This is a genomic window from Desulfolithobacter sp. (genome assembly GCF_054025815.1).
Genome location: NZ_JBPMMS010000035.1, coordinates 35,850 through 49,024 on the forward strand (window position 1 = coordinate 35,850; position 13,175 = coordinate 49,024).

The 13,175-nt window shown below is 57.4% G+C and carries 11 protein-coding genes; 10 read left to right on the forward strand and 1 reads right to left on the reverse strand.

Annotation, left to right across the window (positions count from 1 at the left end):
- Positions 1-162: 162 nt before the first annotated feature.
- The 7 genes from rplS (at position 163) to ACXJJY_RS10140 (ending at position 6,202) form a co-directional block, all read left to right on the forward strand.
- Complete coding sequence (gene rplS, locus ACXJJY_RS10110; RefSeq protein WP_456387433.1) at positions 163-510, forward strand: 50S ribosomal protein L19; 348 nt, start codon at positions 163-165, stop codon at positions 508-510.
- A gap of 47 nt (positions 511-557) precedes the next feature.
- On the forward strand, positions 558-1,310 hold the full coding sequence (rnhB, locus tag ACXJJY_RS10115) for a ribonuclease HII (protein WP_456387435.1): 753 nt from the start codon (positions 558-560) through the stop codon (positions 1,308-1,310).
- Between the two features lie 6 nt (positions 1,311-1,316).
- Positions 1,317-1,703: a YraN family protein gene (locus tag ACXJJY_RS10120; protein WP_456387437.1), complete on the forward strand. Its 387-nt coding sequence runs from the start codon at positions 1,317-1,319 to the stop codon at positions 1,701-1,703.
- Entirely contained in the window at positions 1,700-2,779 is a 1,080-nt protein-coding gene (gene pdxA, locus ACXJJY_RS10125) for a 4-hydroxythreonine-4-phosphate dehydrogenase PdxA (RefSeq protein ID WP_456387439.1), read from the forward strand. Before ACXJJY_RS10120 ends, pdxA begins: the two co-directional genes overlap by 4 nt.
- Positions 2,776-3,396, forward strand: coding sequence for a dTMP kinase (gene tmk, locus ACXJJY_RS10130; protein ID WP_456387440.1), 621 nt, complete (start codon positions 2,776-2,778; stop codon positions 3,394-3,396). Before pdxA ends, tmk begins: the two co-directional genes overlap by 4 nt.
- Positions 3,384-5,111, forward strand: a complete 1,728-nt coding sequence (locus ACXJJY_RS10135; RefSeq protein ID WP_456387441.1) for a tetratricopeptide repeat protein — start codon at positions 3,384-3,386, stop codon at positions 5,109-5,111. Before tmk ends, ACXJJY_RS10135 begins: the two co-directional genes overlap by 13 nt.
- A 287-nt stretch (positions 5,112-5,398) precedes the next feature.
- Positions 5,399-6,202, forward strand: coding sequence for a hypothetical protein (locus ACXJJY_RS10140; RefSeq protein WP_456387442.1), 804 nt, complete (start codon positions 5,399-5,401; stop codon positions 6,200-6,202).
- Positions 6,203-6,209: 7 nt separating this feature from the next.
- Here the strand turns inward: ACXJJY_RS10140 and ACXJJY_RS10145 are convergent, their stop codons facing one another.
- Positions 6,210-7,190 (reverse strand): AMIN domain-containing protein, encoded by a 981-nt coding sequence (locus ACXJJY_RS10145; RefSeq protein WP_456387443.1) that lies wholly within the window; start codon positions 7,188-7,190, stop codon positions 6,210-6,212.
- Between the two features lie 250 nt (positions 7,191-7,440).
- Here ACXJJY_RS10145 and ACXJJY_RS10150 point away from each other — a divergent pair, with 250 nt between their 5' ends.
- The 3 genes from ACXJJY_RS10150 to ACXJJY_RS10160 all read left to right on the forward strand — a co-directional run bounded on the left by ACXJJY_RS10150 (position 7,441) and on the right by ACXJJY_RS10160 (position 12,741).
- Positions 7,441-10,011, forward strand: a complete 2,571-nt coding sequence (locus ACXJJY_RS10150; RefSeq protein ID WP_456387444.1) for a TIGR03960 family B12-binding radical SAM protein — start codon at positions 7,441-7,443, stop codon at positions 10,009-10,011.
- Between the two features lie 92 nt (positions 10,012-10,103).
- Positions 10,104-11,465, forward strand: a complete 1,362-nt coding sequence (locus ACXJJY_RS10155; RefSeq protein WP_456387445.1) for a TrpB-like pyridoxal phosphate-dependent enzyme — start codon at positions 10,104-10,106, stop codon at positions 11,463-11,465.
- A gap of 10 nt (positions 11,466-11,475) precedes the next feature.
- Positions 11,476-12,741: a D-alanyl-D-alanine carboxypeptidase/D-alanyl-D-alanine-endopeptidase gene (locus tag ACXJJY_RS10160; RefSeq protein WP_456387446.1), complete on the forward strand. Its 1,266-nt coding sequence runs from the start codon at positions 11,476-11,478 to the stop codon at positions 12,739-12,741.
- The last annotated feature ends 434 nt before the right edge of the window (positions 12,742-13,175 follow it).

Genomic DNA, 13,175 nt, shown 5'->3' on the forward strand with positions numbered 1-13,175 from the left:
CATGAGCGCTTCGGAGTCTCGCAGGCTCATCCTGCCGACATGTATTGGAACAGGTAACAAGTAAAAAACACGTCAAACTCCGGCAAGACCGGCTTTGGATGGTGTGGAGGCATCCTTCGGGAAATCATCATTAGAAACAGAAATCCCGTAAAACAAGACATCATGAATATCATCGATAAAATTGACATGGAGCAGATGCGGTTCGATCATCCGGATTTTCGTCCTGGTGACACCGTCAAGGTGCATATCCGTATCATTGAAGGAAACAAGGAGCGTGTGCAGGTTTTCCAGGGCGTTGTGATCAAGCGTAAACGCGGGAAAATGGATGCCACCTTCACCGTGCGCAAGATTTCCCACGGTGTCGGGGTGGAAAAGACCTTTGCCCTGCATTCACCCAGGATCGAGAAGATCGAGGTGGTATCGCTTGGCCGGGTCCGCCGTTCCCGCCTCTACTACCTGCGTGAGCGCCGCGGCAAGGCCGCCCGTATCCGGGAGCGTAGTGTCAGGTAAGACGTGGTTCGTCCACGCAAGGTGCAGGGGGCACATATTCCAGGATTATGAATTCTTTGGTCCGTGCCCCCGGTTTCCGGTTCCGCTGTGAAATGCAGTCGGTCTTCGGGGCACTGGCACCCGCCAGGGATCCAGGCGATACCTATGCCTTTGAACGGGTCCTGCATGACCAGGGATTTACGACCATTGCCGGTGTCGACGAGGCGGGCCGAGGCCCGCTGGCCGGCCCGGTGGTGGCCGGTTGCGTTGTTCTGCCCCCGGACTGCTGCTACCAGCGGTTTGTTGATTCCAAAAAACTCAATTCCAGCCAGCGCGAGGAACTTTTTTCCTATGCGTACGAATGCGGGGCCCGGATCGGCGTCGGGGTGGTCAGCGCCCGGGAAATAGATGCCATAAACATCCTCCAGGGATCCCTTCTTGCCATGAAACGGGCCGTCCTTGACTGCATGGACGGTAAAATTCACCTCCCGATCGATTTTCTCCTGGTCGACGGCAAATTCACCATTCCCATGCAGCTCCCCCAGCAATCTCTGGTCAAGGGAGAATCCAAAAGCTCGTCCATCGCTGCAGCCTCCATTATTGCCAAGGTCACCCGGGACCGGATCATGGCCGGATACCACGAGAGGTATCCTGTATATAATTTTCTAAAGAATAAAGGATATCCCACCCGGGATCACCGAAGAGCCATTGCCGAGCATGGCCCCTGTCCCATCCACCGCAGGACGTTCAAGGGTGTACGGGAGTTTTTTGCCGACCCTGACCAGCAGCGACCAAATCCCGGTCAGCGCAACCTGTGGTGACTGACGATGACCGGTACAGACAGGCGCGGAAACCTGCCCACCGGCAGGCATGGGGAGTCGCTGGCCGCAGCATATCTGAAGAAAAAGGGCTACACCATTATCTGTCGCAACTACCGGCGCCGGTTTGGAGAAATAGACATCATTGCCCGCCACAGAGGTTTCACTGTCTTTGTCGAGGTCAAGACCAGGCGCTCAGGACGGTTCGGAGGTCCCCTCGGGGCGGTGGATCGGCGCAAGCAGCAACAGATCTGCCGGGTGGCCGAGGAATACCTGGCTTCCCACGGGCTGCAGGAGGCCCCGGCCCGCTTCGACGTGGTTTCGGTGACCCTGGGCCGGGATGGCCGGGCAACCATCGAGGTGGTTGAAAACGCCTTTGAAGCAGAACCTGGATGACGGACATAAAAAATCAGCAGTGTGTCGAAGACAGACGGTGTGTCGAAGACAGACAACCTCTGCCTCTGGCCATCACCATGGGCTGTCCGGTGGGCATAGGACCGGAGATCGTTCTGAAACTCTATGACCATTTGGGACGCAGGTGCGCTATGGTTCCCGTGGTGGTCGGTGACCCGAGAGTTCTTGAGGCCACGGCCCGGCTCCTTGGTCTGGAGTCAAACATCGTTATCTGGCGTCCCGGGGCTGTCATAGAACCGGGCACGGTCCCGGTTTGGCCTCTTTCCTCCCTTGATTACAGGCGCTTGAAGTGGGGACAACCCGACCGGGAAACCGGCAGGGCAATGGGGATGTATGTCCAGGAAACTGTGCGGGCAATCCAGCAGGGGGTGTTCTCCGGCCTGGTCACCTGCCCCATTTCCAAGAGCGCACTTCAGCTTGGCGGCTATCCCTACCCCGGCCATACGGAGATGCTCGCCGATCTCACCGGCACGGACAGGTTTTTGATGATGATGGCCGGATCACGGCTCAAGGTGGTTCTGGTGACCATCCACGAGCCGCTGGCCAGGGTGGCCGGCCAGATCACCCGGGAGCGGGTTGAGAACTGTATCAGGCTGACCGTCTCAGCCCTGGAAAAAGATTTTGGCGTTTGCCGACCCAGGATTGCGATTGCCGGTCTCAATCCCCATGCCGGGGAAGATGGTATGTTCGGCCTGGAGGAGGAGACAGTACTTGGACCGGTGATAGAGTCTCTGAACCGGAGCGGGGGATGCCTGGTTTCCGGCCCATGGCCGCCTGATACGGTGTTCTACCGTGGGGCCCGGGGGGAGTGGGACGCGGTGGTCGCCATGTACCATGACCAGGGTCTTATCCCCTTCAAGTTGCTCCATTTCCATGATGGTGTTAACGTTACTCTGGGCCTTCCCATTGTCCGGACCTCTGTGGATCATGGTACGGCCTATGACATCGCCGGCCGGGGGGTGGCCGATCCTTCCAGCCTGGAGGCGGCCTGGAAGATGGCGGCGGAGATTGTCCGCAACCGGGCGGATCATGAGAACAAGGGTATGGGATTGTCATGAAAAAAGGCCTCCTCATAGCTGTCGAGGGCATCGACGGCACTGGTAAATCGACTCAGATCCTGCTCCTTGCCGACTATCTGCGCCAAAAAGGGTGCGAGGTGGTGGTGACCCGGGAACCCACTGATGGTCCCTGGGGGCGGCGGATCCGTGAATTGTACCGGGACCGGTCCTCCTGTACTCCGGAGGAGGAGCTGGAAATGTTCATAAACGACCGACAGGACCATGTCCGCGAGGTGATCGAACCGGCCCTGGCCAGCGGCAAGATCGTCCTTACCGATCGTTACTATTTCTCCACTGCCGCCTACCAGGGAGCAGCTGGTATGGATGTGGACCATATCTTTGCCTGCAACCGTTTCGCGCCCCAACCTGACCTGGTGATCCTGCTGACCATGGATCCCGGTACAAGTGTCCGTCGCATCGCCGAGGTTCGCGGCGATAAGCCAAATGATTTCGAACAGGTGGATCAGTTGCGTCAGGTGGCTGAAATTTTTGATTCGTTCAGGCATTCCTGCATTCACCGGGTCCCGGCCGATGGAGCCGTCAGCCTGGTCCAGGAACAGATACGAAAACAGGTAGATACCCTTCTCCGGGAGAAAAAATATCCATGCGGGCACTGAGACTGTGGGCCATACTGTGCTTCTGTGTTCTGGCCGCCGGAGTACTGGGCGGCTGCGGGCAGAGGGTCGGTCAAACCGGTGGCAGGGAGATGGCTTCCCTGGCCGAGGAACCTGATTTCGGCTGCAGTTACTTCTACTTTCTCTGGGGTCGTCATGCCGAGCTGGCCCTGAAGTTTGACGAAGCCCTGGAGGCCTACCAAAAGGGCCTTATCTGCGACCCCGAGGCCGTGTATATCGAACGCAAGATCCCCATTCTTCTCCTCCGCATGGGACGCAACCAGGATGCGGTTTCGCGATTGGAGGATTTTCTCCACCGTCATCCCGGCGATACCGACAGCCGGATGCTGCTGGCCAGAGTTCTGATACGACTTGGCCGTCTGGATGAGGCGGTTTTGCAGTATCGCACCATTCACGCCCTGGATCCCCGGGAGACCGACTCCCTGCTCCTTCTGGCCCGTATTTTTTTTGGCCAGGAAAAGATGGAGAAAGCCCGGGCCACCCTGGAAGAAGCCCTTCGGGTTGATCCGGAATCCTACCCGGCCCGGATTCTTCTCGCCCGGATCGATGTCCGGGAAAAGAAGTTTGACCTGGCCGCAGGGGAGTACAGAAAGGCCCTGGAACTGAACTGGTCCGTAGACCTGGCCCTGGAGATGAGCGAGGTCTTTTTGCTCCAGAAGCGCTACGATAAGGCCGAGGAGCTTTACCGCAAGATACTGATCGATGATCCGGAAAACGAACGGGTTCGAATAGCTCTGGTCCACACCTATCTCCTTCAGGATCGGGAACAGGACGCCCTGCGGGAGCTGAACCTGCTCAAATCCGTAACCTCCAATCCAGCCCGGGTGGACCTCACCATTGCCCGGCTTTTCGCCCGCCAGAAAAAGTTTGACCGGGCAGCAACCATCCTCCGGCAGGTCCTGGAAAAAAACGATCTGTCCGAAGGGCGTTTTCTCCTCGCTCTCATCTGTTTTCAGCAAAAGAAATACCAGGAGGCCCTGGCTCAGCTCAGACGCATCGACCGGCAGGCCTCTGAGTATGAGGATGCGGTCTTTCTTCAGGTCCGTATCTACCGGGCCCTGAAGCAGGTGGAACAGGCCATCGAGATTCTCGAGGAAGCGGTGCGCCAGGAATCAGGCCGCTCCAGCGAGATGTATGTCCTCCTGGCCGCGCTCTACCAGGCGCAGAATCGGGAAGACGAGGGGCGGGATGTTTTCAGTCGGGCTCTGGAGGCCTTTCCCGATGACGGGGACCTGCTTTACGAGTATGGTCTCTTCCTTGAGCACGGCGGTGAGCATGATAAGGCTCTTTCGGTGATGCAACAGGTGATCCGGGTCCAGCCCCGCCATGCCGGTGCTCTCAACTACGTGGGATACACCTGGGCCGACCAGAAGATTCACCTGGACAAGGCTCTTGAGTATATCGAAAAGGCGGTGGAGCTGCGACCGGGAAACGGCTACATTCTCGACAGTCTCGGGTGGGTCTATTACCGGCTTGGACGGCTGGAAGAGGCCCGTAAGGCCCTGGAAGAGGCGGTGAAACTGTCTCCGGACGATCCGGCCATTCTGGATCACCTGGGCGATGTCTACCTGGAACTTGACATGGTGCAAAAGGCGGTGGAGGCCTACCGCAGGGCGCAGGATCTTTTCACAGACCATCAGGATATTATCCGGGTTCGGGAAAAGTTGCAGTTGCTCAAAGGGCAGGGCGGAGAATGAAACCCCGATGGCACCGCGCCGTCCGGTTGCGTGGCAAAGGCTTGTGGGAGCATCAGGCCTCAGGCATGTTTCTGGAAGGGTTGCCGGAAGAAGAGAACACAGCTGTGATGAGATGGTCTCGCAGTTCCAAACGGTTTTCTGGCTCCCACCAAAATTCAGCACTGGTGCGGAAAAGGACGACAGTGCTTTACTCTGGAAAAACTGTTTGTCACGAGCCGTCAACGAGAGACCGTTTTTTTTACAGTCTCCGTGAAAGTTGCGCTCTTATCCGCGGGCTCAGCCATTATTTGATTTTTGATGGTAATCACAAGCTGTTTTTCTCTGCGGTGCTGGCTCTGCTGCTTCTTGTCCTGGGAGGATGCGGGACCAGGGGGCCGGTCACGGTGGCGCTCGATTGGAAGGAAAGAGCGGTGGCCGAGGAAGTATGGTACCGTTTTGTTGATCGTTCCTGTGGTCAGGCCGTGGACGCTGATCTGCGGGTCAGCTGGAAGGCCTGGGGACAGGAGGGAACGGTCCGGGCAACCCTCCTTCTGCAGCTCCCTTCCTCCCTCCGGCTGGCCCTGGTTGATCCTCTTGGCCGACCGCTGGTACTTGTCACCGGTGATGGCACTGCTTTCACTTTGGTCGATAATCGGACAGGAGAGGCGTATACCGGACCGGTGGAGGCCGGTTTCTGGAAGAAATATGTGCCGGAAGTCCTGGCAGACCAGGAACTTTTTTTTCTTTTGTCTGCCCGTCTGAATACGGTCCGGTGCAAGGTCGAGGAAATCGCCCGGGATCTGGAGGGCAGGGGTTACTGGTACACCCTGCGCTGTGGCGATAATCTCCGTCACCAGGTGCTGTTGTCCGACAGCGGCATGATGGTGCACCACAGGATCCTTGCAGAAGACGAACCGGAACTCGAAGTAACATACGAGGGGACTCTTGGCAATTTTCCCTGCCCCTGGCCACGAACCCTGGAGATAGAAGGGAAAAGGGTTTCCGGCAGGATCGTATTGGAATTTGAGCGGATTTACTCCACCGAGCCGGTGTCTCCCGATCGGTTCCTGCTCAGGCTGCCACCCCATGTAACCCTTACCAGGGTCAGGTAGAAAGGGATCAACGGCGCTGGAGCGGCTTTTCTATCTCGGCGGTGGAAGGGGCGTTGTCCAGGGTATTGACGATGAGGACAAAGAGGTTGTCTTCCTTGAAAAAGACCTGCTGGAGATCGTAGTTGTTTCCCTGCTTCAGGTCGAGTACCACCCGGATTCTGTCCTCATGTCGACCGGTCCGGATACTCTTCACATAGCGCCCGTTTGCCTTGATCAGCCTTTGCACGGATTTGTCCAGGCGGGTATCCTTGAAGTCGCATACCACCCGTGGCAACCCCTCGGCAATACCAAAAACCCTGGGTGGGTAGAATCCGTTGAGTTTGAAAAGGATCATCTCGCCCCGGCTGCGGGAAGTATCAAATTCCACCCCGATCAGGCTGGGTATGGCCTCATCTTTCGGTCCAGGGGATATTTTTGTCTCTTCACCGGTCTGTTTCGCCTTGCGGTCCGGGCCGTGCGCCACGGCTGTGGCTGCGGATTTCTTCTCCTGGACCTGGTCCGGGGGGCGGGAGGTCGTTTTTTGTGTTGTCTGGTCGGCAGCCGGAGGTTGATCTCTTGTTTCTGTCAAGTTTTCCGTGGTGAAGACCTTGATGGTAAGTTGGTGCTTTTCCGGGAGAAATTGCTGGTCGAAGTCAAGGTTTTGTCCCGGGCGCAGGTCCAGGACAACTCTGGTCTTGAGATGAGGTTTATGATGGATCCCGATCCGGATGCGCTCTATGTAACGCCCTCTGGTCTGGATCTGGCGGGCCAGTGATGCAACGGGTCTGGTGGCGGGAAAATCAAAAACCACTCGAGGTTTTTTTCCTTTGATGGCAAAAACCTTTGGTATCGCGCTCCTGTCAAGGCTGAAGATGACCTGTTCCGCCCCGGTGGTCGATTCTTCAAACCGGATATCTGTAAGCACCGCCGAACCGGTGGCCGCAAACAGTACGGCGGGAAACAGCACTGCCATAAGCAGGGTGATGACCGTGCAGGGATAGTTTTTCATGTCCATGCGATGAATTGGCACCGGTGAGGTGGATGAGTGGTAACTCCATGACTTCGCTATAGTATCAGGATTACATCGTCAACCATTGCAATGTCAACTCATTTTCGGTAAAAGAGCCCTGATCCGGAGAGGTCCGGGGCGGAAGACAGGGGGGCAGGACCAGGGCGGTCGGCTGTGTCCGTCATCACACTTTCCTCAACTATACAGCGACCGCCCGGCAGGGGGCTGCCCGGCGGATTATGGACGATTCATGCAACAACTTCATCATATCCTTTCCCTGGTACGTAAGCCGGGGCGCTATATCGGCGGAGAACACAACGCTGTTCGTCCCGAGTGGGATGGGGCTGATTTTCGTTTCTGCCTGGTTTTTCCCGACCTCTATGAAATCGGCATGTCCCATCAGGGACTGCAGATCCTTTACCACGTCATCAATCATCATCATGGATTTCTGGCTGACCGGTGTTATGCCCCGGACGTGGACATGGAAGAGCAACTCCGGAGTAACGGAGTCGAACTTTTTTCCGTTGAATGCCGCCGTCCATTGAACGAATTCGATGTTCTTGGCATCACGTTGCCCTATGAACTGTGCTACACCAACATCCTGACAATCCTCGATCTGGCCGGCCTTCCCCTGCGCAGCGTCGATCGTGACGAACGGTATCCTCTGGTGCTTGGTGGCGGCTCCTGTTCCTTGAACCCGGAACCGGTGGCCGAGTTTTTCGATGCCATTGTTCTTGGCGACGGTGAAGAAATCATCCTGGAAATAGGGACCGTCCTGCGTCAGTCGCGGGAACAATCCGCCTCACGACAGGAACAGCTCGAAACCCTGGCCGGGATTCCCGGAGTCTATGTCCCGTCTTTTTTCAAGCCCAGGTACCAGCGGCAAACCCTGTGTGGCATTGAACCGCTGCGTTCCGGTTATGAGCGGGTACGACGACGGGTGCTGCCGCGGCTCACCGGACCCGGTGAGCAGGGTCGGCCCCTCGTCCCCCTGGTCAAGCCTGTCCACGACCGGCTCGGGGTTGAGATCGCCCGTGGGTGTACACGGGGGTGCCGCTTCTGTCAGGCCGGCATCATTTACAGACCCGTGCGGGAGCGGACCATGGACGAGGTCCTGGCCATTGCCGAGCAGGGCATCGAGGTCTCGGGTTTTGACGAGCTGGCACTTTTGTCCCTGTCCTCCGGCGATTACTCTTGTCTGCCCCAGCTTTTGACCCGGCTTATGGACCGGTTTGCCAGCAGCCATGTCTCGGTCTCCATGCCCTCCATGCGGGTAGGTACCCTGACGCCCGGGATCATGGATCAGATACGCCGGGTTCGCAAAACCGGCTTCACTGTCGCTCCCGAGGCCGGCACCGACCGGCTGCGGGAGGTAATCAACAAGGGGATCACTGAAAAGGATCTCCTGGCCACCTGCCGCGATGCCTTCAGCCTGGGCTGGAATCTGATCAAATTCTACTTCATGATAGGGTTGCCCGCAGAAACCAGCGAGGACGTGGAGGCCATTGTCGATCTGGCCAAACGGGCCCGGCAGGAAGCGGGCAGGGGGAGCCGTCGGATCCAGATAAATGTCTCGGTGGCCACCTTTGTGCCCAAGCCGCACACCCCGTTTCAGTGGCACCAGCAGATCAGCCTGGACGAGTCAAGAGAAAAGATCGATCTGCTCAAGCAGCTCCTGCCCCGCAAGGGATTCAAACTCAAGTGGCATGATCCGCACCAGTCGGTGATGGAGGGTGTTTTCTCCCGTGGTGACCGCAGGCTCTCAAGGCTCATCGAAGCTGCCTGGCGCCGGGGAACCCGATTGGACGGCTGGTCCGAGCATTACAGCCTGGATGAATGGCGGGCTGCGGCGGCCGAGATCGGGCTCGAACTGGAATGGTACCTGCGCAGGCGGGAGCTGGACGAAATCCTACCCTGGGATCACCTCGATTCCGGTGTTGCGCGTTCCTTTCTCGAACAGGAGTGGCATCGGGCACTGACCCGGGAATATACTCCGGACTGCCGTAACCACGGCTGTCAGAAATGCGGTCTGTGCGACTTTAAGACCATTTACCCGGTGGTCCATGGCCGCAAAAACGAAGTGAAATCGTCGGATGGGCCCCTGAAAAAAGAGGACGCCGTTCAAGTGGTTGGCCGGGGCAGCCGTCACAACCGGAAGCGCAGTGGCAGCGAGCGGATTTTCACCTACCGGGCCCATTACGAGCGATGCGGTGACAGCCGCTACCTGGGCCATCTGGAGATCCTTCAGCTGGTTTTTCGGGTTTTGAAACGGGCCCGGCTGCCGGTTCTTTTCTCTCAAGGGTACAACCCGTCTCCCCGGGTTTCCTTCAGTCCGGCCCTGCCGGTTGGGGTGGAGAGCCTGGTGGAATATTTCGACATGGATCTTGGCGAACCCCTTGCCGATCTGGACTTGGTTCGGGAACGGCTCAACCGGGAGTTGCCCCATTTCATCCGTGTGCACCGGCTGGAGCCGGTGGCGAGAAAGAAAAAACAGAGCGACCTGCGGGTCACGTATGAAATCCGTCCGGCCTCGTCCTTCCCGCCCGAAACAATGAAGCGGCTGGAAGGTTTTCTGGCCCGGGACTCCTTTCCTGTTGAGCGGCTGCGTAAGGGCAGAAAAAAAACTTTCGATCTGCGGCCCCTGGTCCTCGGTCTGGAGGTGCAGGACGACATGCTCATGCTCGAAATGCTCAATCCCCATGGCCGGGCCGGAGCCGGGCCGCGGGAAATCCTGGAGAAGGTCCTTGGTTTTTCCGCCAGGGAGGCGCTGCTGGCCGATATTCGCAAGGTCGGGGCCACGGCCATGACGGAGAGGACTTGACGGTTTCGGGGAACCGTTTATGGTGGTACGGAAAAACACGCCTCCGGAACCGGGGGCAGAGCAAGAGAGAGTGAACCAGACAAGGAGCGATCATGAAAAAAATCATTCTGCGTGAAGACGAGATGCCCACCCGCTGGTATAACGTGGTGCCTGATATTCCCGGTGGCCTCCAGCCGCCCCTGGATCCCGAGACCAAGGAGCCCATGGGCCCGGAAAAACTCTCTGCCGTCTTCCCCATGGCTCTGCTCGAACAGGAGATGAGCAGCGAGCCGTGGATCGATATCCCCGAGGAAGTACTGGAGGTCTACAAGATCTGGCGTCCCTCCCCCCTGGTCCGGGCCCGGAAGCTGGAAGAGGCCCTGGGCACCAGGGCGAAGATTTTTTTCAAGAACGAGGGGGTCTCGCCGGTGGGCAGCCACAAACCCAACTCGGCCGTGGCCCAGGCCTATTATAACAAGCGTGAAGGGGTGAAGAGGCTTGCCACCGAGACCGGTGCCGGCCAGTGGGGTTCAGCCCTGTCACTGGCTACTTCCAAGTTCGGCCTGGAGTGCAAGGTATACATGGTGCGGGTTTCTTTTGATCAGAAACCGTACAGAAAATCCATCATGCAGACCTTTGGCGCCGATATCGTGGCCAGCCCCAGCCAGGACACCAGTACCGGGCGGGCCATTCTTGAAAAGGATCCGGATACCCCCGGTTCTCTTGGTATCGCCATTTCGGAGGCGCTGGAGGATGCAGCCACCCATGACGACACCAATTACGCGCTCGGGTCTGTGTTGAATCATGTGGTTCTGCACCAGTCTGTTATCGGCCTGGAAGCAAAGAAACAGATGGAGATTGCGGGCGAGTACCCGGACGTGATCGTTGGCTGCTGTGGTGGTGGATCGAACTTTGCGGGGCTGCTGGCTCCCTTTGTCCCGGATTACCTGGAAGGGAAGAAAATTCGTTTCGTCGGTTATGAGCCGGCATCGTGTCCGACCATGACCGCTGGCAGGCTTGCCTATGATTCCGGTGATGTGGCCATGATGACCCCGCTTCTCTACATGTATACACTGGGCCATGATTTCATGCCCCCGGGAATCCATGCCGGTGGGCTGCGATACCACGGCATGGCACCCATTGTCTCGGCCCTTGTCCGGGACAACATCATCGAACCTAAAAGCGTTCATCAGCTTGAATGCTTCGAGGCCGGGGTCCTGTTTGCCAAGACCGAAGGTATCATTCCTGCACCCGAGACAACCCACGCCATTCGTGGCGCCATAATCGAAGCCATGCAGGACCCTGACGAGCCCAAAACCATTCTGTTCAATTTTTCAGGGCATGGGCTTATCGATATGGCAGCCTATGACAGTTATTTTGCGGGTGAACTCCATAATTACTCCTATCCAAAGGAGCAGATCGAGGATTCCCTGGCCAAGCTGCCGAATGTGTCGAAGCCAGGCGAAAACGACTGAGCAGGGGATCTTGCGCTTGCAGCAGTCGGCCCGGTCTAAAATCCTGGTTTTTCTGCTGGCCCTTGTCGTTCTCGGTGTATCACGGCAGGCTGTGTTTGCGGCCTGCCGTTCTTTTTCAGACCTGATCCATAACGGTGGATACGGCGTGGCAGACCGCAGCGGACGGATTGTTCGTTCCTGCCGTCCCGACACCCCGTTTGTTCCCGCCTCAGTCGTCAAGATTCCCACTGCCCTTGCAGCCCTGCACATTCTTGGCAGAGAATACCGTTTCCGTACGGAATTTTTTCAGGACAGGCACAACAATCTCTATATCAGGGGCTACGGAGACCCGCTGCTTACTTCCGAGGAAGTTGCCCTGATTCTGACCCGCCTTGGTGAACGCCATGTGCGGGAGATAAATGATATTTTTATTGATGATTCAGCTTTTGCCCTGTCCGGGCAGGCATCGGGTCACGGCAGGACTGCTAACCCTTATGATGCTCCGGTCGGGGCGGTATTTGTCAACTTCAATACCGTTGATATCGTGGTAGGCGGGGACGGAAAGGTTCGTTCCGGTGAGGCGCAGACGCCGACCCTGCCGATCATGCACTCCCTGGCGCCCGGTCCCGGGCATCCCAGCCTGTCTTCGACACGACGTCTGTCTTCGACACGACGTCTGTCTTCGACACACTACCGGCTTAATATCTGTCAAAACGGTTGCGAGCCACGGGAGCAGATGGCCCGGTTGACGGCCGAGCTGTTCCGAGGCCTGCAGCAGCGATCCTCTATTTCAGGAGCCGGGACCTGGGCAAGAAAACGAGTACCCCCGGACGCCCGGCTTGTCTATGCACACAAAAATTCCAGAGATCTTGAGGCCGTGATTGCCTCGATGCTCAAATTTTCCAGTAATGTCATGGCAAATGCCGTGTATCTTGGCTGCGGGGCCAAGCGTTTTGGTTTTCCGGCCACCTGGGAAAAGGCTCGCCGGGCAGTGACCGAGGCCCTGCAGGAAGAGCTGGGAGCAGACACCGCGGCAGCGATCCTCCAGGAAGAAGGCTCCGGCCTGTCCCGGAACAACCGGGTTACCGTCAGGGCAATGCTTCAGGTGCTGCATGCTTTCACACCATACAGGCGCCTGATGGATTCCCGCCAGGGGGTGTCCGTCAAATCAGGTACCCTGCATGGGGTGTATAATTTCGCAGGATACCTGGAGGATGGCCGTCCCTTTGTCATTTTGCTCAACCAGCCTGAGAATACCAGAAAGGAGGTGCTGGCGCGCCTGCGGCAGAACCACTGAGCCGGCACCGGACCGGTCGAGGGCGCGGTTGAGTCTGACACAGCATGGTTGTCTGTGTTTCCGCTGCCGGACATGTTACCCGGGCTGCTCTGTTTCTGTTTTGGTAACAAAGGCCCGGATTTTTTCAGGGCTGAGGTATATACCGCTGAGGCTTTGGCCGTCCGCCTTCAGGGTTGGTATCATTCTCACTCCGTCTTTCCAGGCCCGGCCGGGCTCGGTCACAATATCGACCCGGTTGACCATAAGGCCCGGTATCTCCTTTTCCAGTTTTTTCAGCTCCCGGCTGACCAGTATGCAGCGCGGTCAGATGCTTGATTTGTAAAAGGTTATTTTCCTGTCAGTATCTTTCATGCGTCCTGTTTCCCGGGTTTAAGGTGATAACTGTACCTCTTATAATAACATACTGAATTTAAATAAAAAATAAAATTTCATCT

Excerpts from the sequence above, each read along its gene's own strand:
- rplS (WP_456387433.1), top strand. The coding sequence starts at position 163 with ATGAATATCATCGATAAAATTGACATGGAGCAGATGCGGTTCGATCAT.
- rnhB (WP_456387435.1), top strand. The coding sequence starts at position 558 with ATGAATTCTTTGGTCCGTGCCCCCGGTTTCCGGTTCCGCTGTGAAATG.
- ACXJJY_RS10120 (WP_456387437.1), top strand. The coding sequence starts at position 1,317 with ATGACCGGTACAGACAGGCGCGGAAACCTGCCCACCGGCAGGCATGGG.
- pdxA (WP_456387439.1), top strand. The coding sequence starts at position 1,700 with ATGACGGACATAAAAAATCAGCAGTGTGTCGAAGACAGACGGTGTGTC.
- tmk (WP_456387440.1), top strand. The coding sequence starts at position 2,776 with ATGAAAAAAGGCCTCCTCATAGCTGTCGAGGGCATCGACGGCACTGGT.
- ACXJJY_RS10135 (WP_456387441.1), top strand. The coding sequence starts at position 3,384 with ATGCGGGCACTGAGACTGTGGGCCATACTGTGCTTCTGTGTTCTGGCC.
- ACXJJY_RS10145 (WP_456387443.1), bottom strand. The coding sequence starts at position 7,190 with ATGAAAAACTATCCCTGCACGGTCATCACCCTGCTTATGGCAGTGCTG.
- ACXJJY_RS10150 (WP_456387444.1), top strand. The coding sequence starts at position 7,441 with ATGCAACAACTTCATCATATCCTTTCCCTGGTACGTAAGCCGGGGCGC.
- ACXJJY_RS10155 (WP_456387445.1), top strand. The coding sequence starts at position 10,104 with ATGAAAAAAATCATTCTGCGTGAAGACGAGATGCCCACCCGCTGGTAT.